3 protein-coding genes are annotated in these 3,640 nt (G+C 43.2%); 1 reads left to right on the top strand and 2 read right to left on the bottom strand.

What is annotated here, in order from left to right:
- Positions 1-599: RNA methyltransferase (locus tag WBA89_RS07855; protein ID WP_424405367.1), on the bottom strand; the 599-nt coding region annotated here is incomplete at its 3' end.
- Positions 600-817: 218 nt separating this feature from the next.
- Here WBA89_RS07855 and WBA89_RS07850 point away from each other — a divergent pair.
- A complete protein-coding gene (locus WBA89_RS07850) occupies positions 818-1,060 on the top strand; it encodes a hypothetical protein (RefSeq protein WP_424405365.1) in 243 nt (80 codons plus the stop codon).
- A 284-nt stretch (positions 1,061-1,344) separates the two neighbouring features.
- Here the strand turns inward: WBA89_RS07850 and WBA89_RS07845 are convergent.
- Positions 1,345-3,640: adenylate/guanylate cyclase domain-containing protein (locus tag WBA89_RS07845; protein ID WP_424405363.1), on the bottom strand; the 2,296-nt coding region annotated here is incomplete at its 5' end.

Genomic DNA, 3,640 nt, shown 5'->3' with positions numbered 1-3,640 from the left:
GTGGGAGAGGGGGAAAATATACCCTCGGACTTTTTCCTTCTCCGGGTAGCATCCGTGACATCCGTGACATCCGTGACATCCGCTACATCCGCTACAAAATCCGTTGCCGAACCTTCCTCGCGATATAATTCGTAGCAGCAAATAGCGACTGCTTGAGCGAGATTTAGGGAGGTGTAAGCATTGCTGCTGGGAATGCGGATCAGGCGCTGGGCGCGGTTTAATTCGCTGTTAGTCAAGCCGCAGTCTTCTCGACCAAAAATTAGGGCGCTGGGGGCTTCTACCAACCAAGGTAAAGCATCGGCTGGTGCTTCTAGCTGCATTGGGTGCGATCGGCTGTCGTCTCCTGTAGTGGCGATCGCCCTGACACATCCTACCAAAGCTTCTGGTAAAGTTGCTACTACTTTAACCGTTTCCAATACATCGGCGGCGCGCACGGCCATCAGTCGGGCTTCTTCCCCCAAGTGATCGCACTGGGGATTGACCAAAATTAATTGGTGCAAACCCATATTTTTCATCACTCTGGCTACTGAGCCCACGTTTAATGGCCCTGCGGGTTCGACTAAGACGATTCGGATGTTGGCGGCGGCCGTTTCGAGCATTTAATTTACGAAAAAAGAACAAGCAAGAAGGAAGAAGCAAGAGGCAATAATAGCAAGGGTTTGAGCATCTAGAACAAAACTTACGTATTGACAAAAAATATTATCTATGTATTCTCGATCGTACCATCACTGCTAAGATTTGCCAAAATATGCTCGCGGACAACTAAAGTGAACAGATTCCTCCCGTATATTGCAAGGATTTTTTGTGAGTGAAGTCAATGATTGTTGCATTCCCGGAAAAGGCTCACCGAAGGCAGTTATATCGTTTCCGGTTGCATCGGAATAATAAAATCGAGTCAACAGTTAACACTCAACCATTCAGTTTTTCGACCCGCCCGTCAACAGTCAACAGTCAACAGTCAACAGTCAACAATCACCTGACGGTACAACCGGAATTGATATTAATCGTGAAGTTCGCCAATAGTATCGATTGCTACTCAAACCCCGATTTCAAGATTTGAGCTAACGCATCCTTAATCCCGATCGGGTTAAGGAATGAAAATTTAATAACTTAAGCGACTGCTCGTTACCAGGCAGAGCCTGGTAATGCAGATCCGGAGGCTCTGCCTCCTTTGAGAAAATCAACTTACAGGAGAGAAAACTCTAGGAGGTGTTTAAGTTATTAAATCTGCTCGTTACCAGGCAGAGCCTGGTAATGCAGATCCGGAGGCTCTGCCTCCTTTGAGAAAATCAACTTACAGGAGAGAAAACTCTAGGAGGTGTTTAAGTTATTAAATTTTCGATCCTAAGTGCAGCGCTGTCGATAAATTTGAGCCGCTTTATCTGTAGGATTGCGGCGCAGGCACTCAGCAAATAATCGCTCAGAATCTCTAAGCTTTTGGCAATGGTAGAGTATCAAAGCTTCTTCAAATAGCGTTTTCGTGGCTGCCTTGCCCTCATAAGTCTCAGGCGGATCGGCATCGAAAACTTCAAACATCGAGACCGCTTTTGATTTTCCCTTAACTTTTACGCGATCGATCAGACGGATAGCATACTGGTTAGAATCTGACAAAGACACGAAAGTGTAGTTACTAATTAACATCGAAATCCCATATTGTTTAGTCAAGCTTTCTATCCGCGAGGCTAAATTCACGGCATCGCTAATCACCGTGCTATCCATCCGGTTTTTTCCCCCCACCGTACCGAGTATTAAAGAACCTGTATTGATGCCAATACCAATCTTAATCGGCACGTATCCAGAAGCGGTGCGATGTTGATTGTATTCGCTAAGACGATGGAGCATATCAATTCCTGCTTTCACTGCATTATCTGCCTCGCCACTAAATAGAGCCATAATTGCATCGCCAATATATTTATCAATAAATCCTTGATTTTCAGTAATAGCTGGCTCCATTTGAGACAAATAGGCATTGATAAATTTGAAATTGTCTTGAGGGTTCATACTTTCCGACAAAGTTGTGAAGTCACGAATATCGGAAAATAGTACCGACATATCCTGTTGAACTTGGTCGCCTAATTTAACATCAAGAATGCTCTCTTTATCCAAAATTTGGAGGAATTGACGGGGGACGAAGCGCTCAAAAGCCTGATTGAGTTCGGTGAGATTATTGTAGAGACTGGCATTTTCAATGGAAATTGCTGCCTGAGAGGAAAGCAGATTTAAGAGTTCTACGCGATCGGAAGTAAAAGCCTCTGTGGTTAGATTATTTTCTAAATAGATAATTCCTGCGAGTTTACCTTGATGTTGGAGAGGAAAGCACAAAATTGATTTAGGCTTATGCTCTTTGATATAGGAAGAATTAGCAAATTGAGGGTCATTAGCAGCATCGTTCAAGACTACACTTTCTTGCGTGCGAGCCACATAGTTAACAATCATGTGAGAGATTAGAAGTTTATCATCAGGTTCCCATACAGACTGGACAGGGATTGACTGCAACACAGTCACGCCATCTCGATCCGCAAAGCCTTCAGCTTCAATCAGCAATTTTCCCTTCTTTTCCAGAATCAAAAAGCCCTTTTGCGCTCCAGCATTCTCAATAATAATCCGCATCAATTTTGCCAGTAATTTATCTAGCACAATTTCCTCGGATAGGGTTTGTGAAGCTTTCATGACTGTGGTCAAATCCAGATCGGAAGAAGTGCTCCTGCCAGTTGTGGTAGAGATAGTAGATAGCTTTGTGCTATGTGTTCCCCTGTTCGAGGGCTTTCTTTGTAATAACTGAGGATAGCGCGTATCTAAATCGTTAACTTTAGCTGTTGCGCCCCAGCGTTGGTAGCCATAGCGGGCATCTTGCATATAGACTTTAGCAATCTTCTCTTTACCTTTACCTAACCAAAACTTAGCTGCTAGTTCCGACGCTAGCGCTTCATTCTGCAAAAATTTATTTTCTCGCGCTGACTCGATCGCGCGATCGTACAAATCCTGCGCTTCCAGAACATTGCCTGTAATTCGCGCCAACTCAGCTTCGATTAGCAGACGTTGATGAAGGTAGGTACTCGGACAATGTTTACTCCAGAGTTTGAATTTCTCAAGATTCGATTTAATCTTCTCCACGTACTGTGCCTGTTTTTCACCATCAGCATAGTCATACCCAACTGATAAGGCTAGACATTGATGAAAATGGAAAGCCGGATTAATAAAAATCCCCGCCGCGCCTATCAAATATTTTTCGGCAGAGTTAGCATAGTCGATCGCCTTCTGAGAATCTGAATACCAGTTGGCTAAAGACAATTTACAGGCTATTTCTATAAATACCGTGAACAAATCATTTTTTTCAAGGCAAGACTTAATGATCTCCTTGGCATTCGGCCATAAGGATTCATCAAGAACAGTCCAATCCTCAACGGGTTCAACCAAATTATAAATAGTCGCTTTAACCGCATAATAATATTGCACCATGTTGGGATCGACTTTTTTCAAACCGGGGATAATCTTATCAATTTTTTCTGATAATTCTTTTAACGAATCAGTCCCCCAAAAACACATAAACAAAAAGTTGATTGCACAATATCCTGCCCATTGATAAGCACCGTTTTCTATGCCGCTATAATAACCTCTCATTAAATGCTCTTTAGAGCGA

It is taken from the genome of Microcoleus sp., assembly GCF_049646505.1.
Lineage (GTDB): Bacteria > Cyanobacteriota > Cyanobacteriia > Cyanobacteriales > Microcoleaceae > Microcoleus.
Note: the sequence above shows the minus strand (reverse complement) of the source record. Positions and strands in the feature narration are given on the sequence as shown.

Excerpts from the sequence above, each read along its gene's own strand:
- WBA89_RS07850 (WP_424405365.1), top strand. The coding sequence starts at position 818 with ATGATTGTTGCATTCCCGGAAAAGGCTCACCGAAGGCAGTTATATCGT.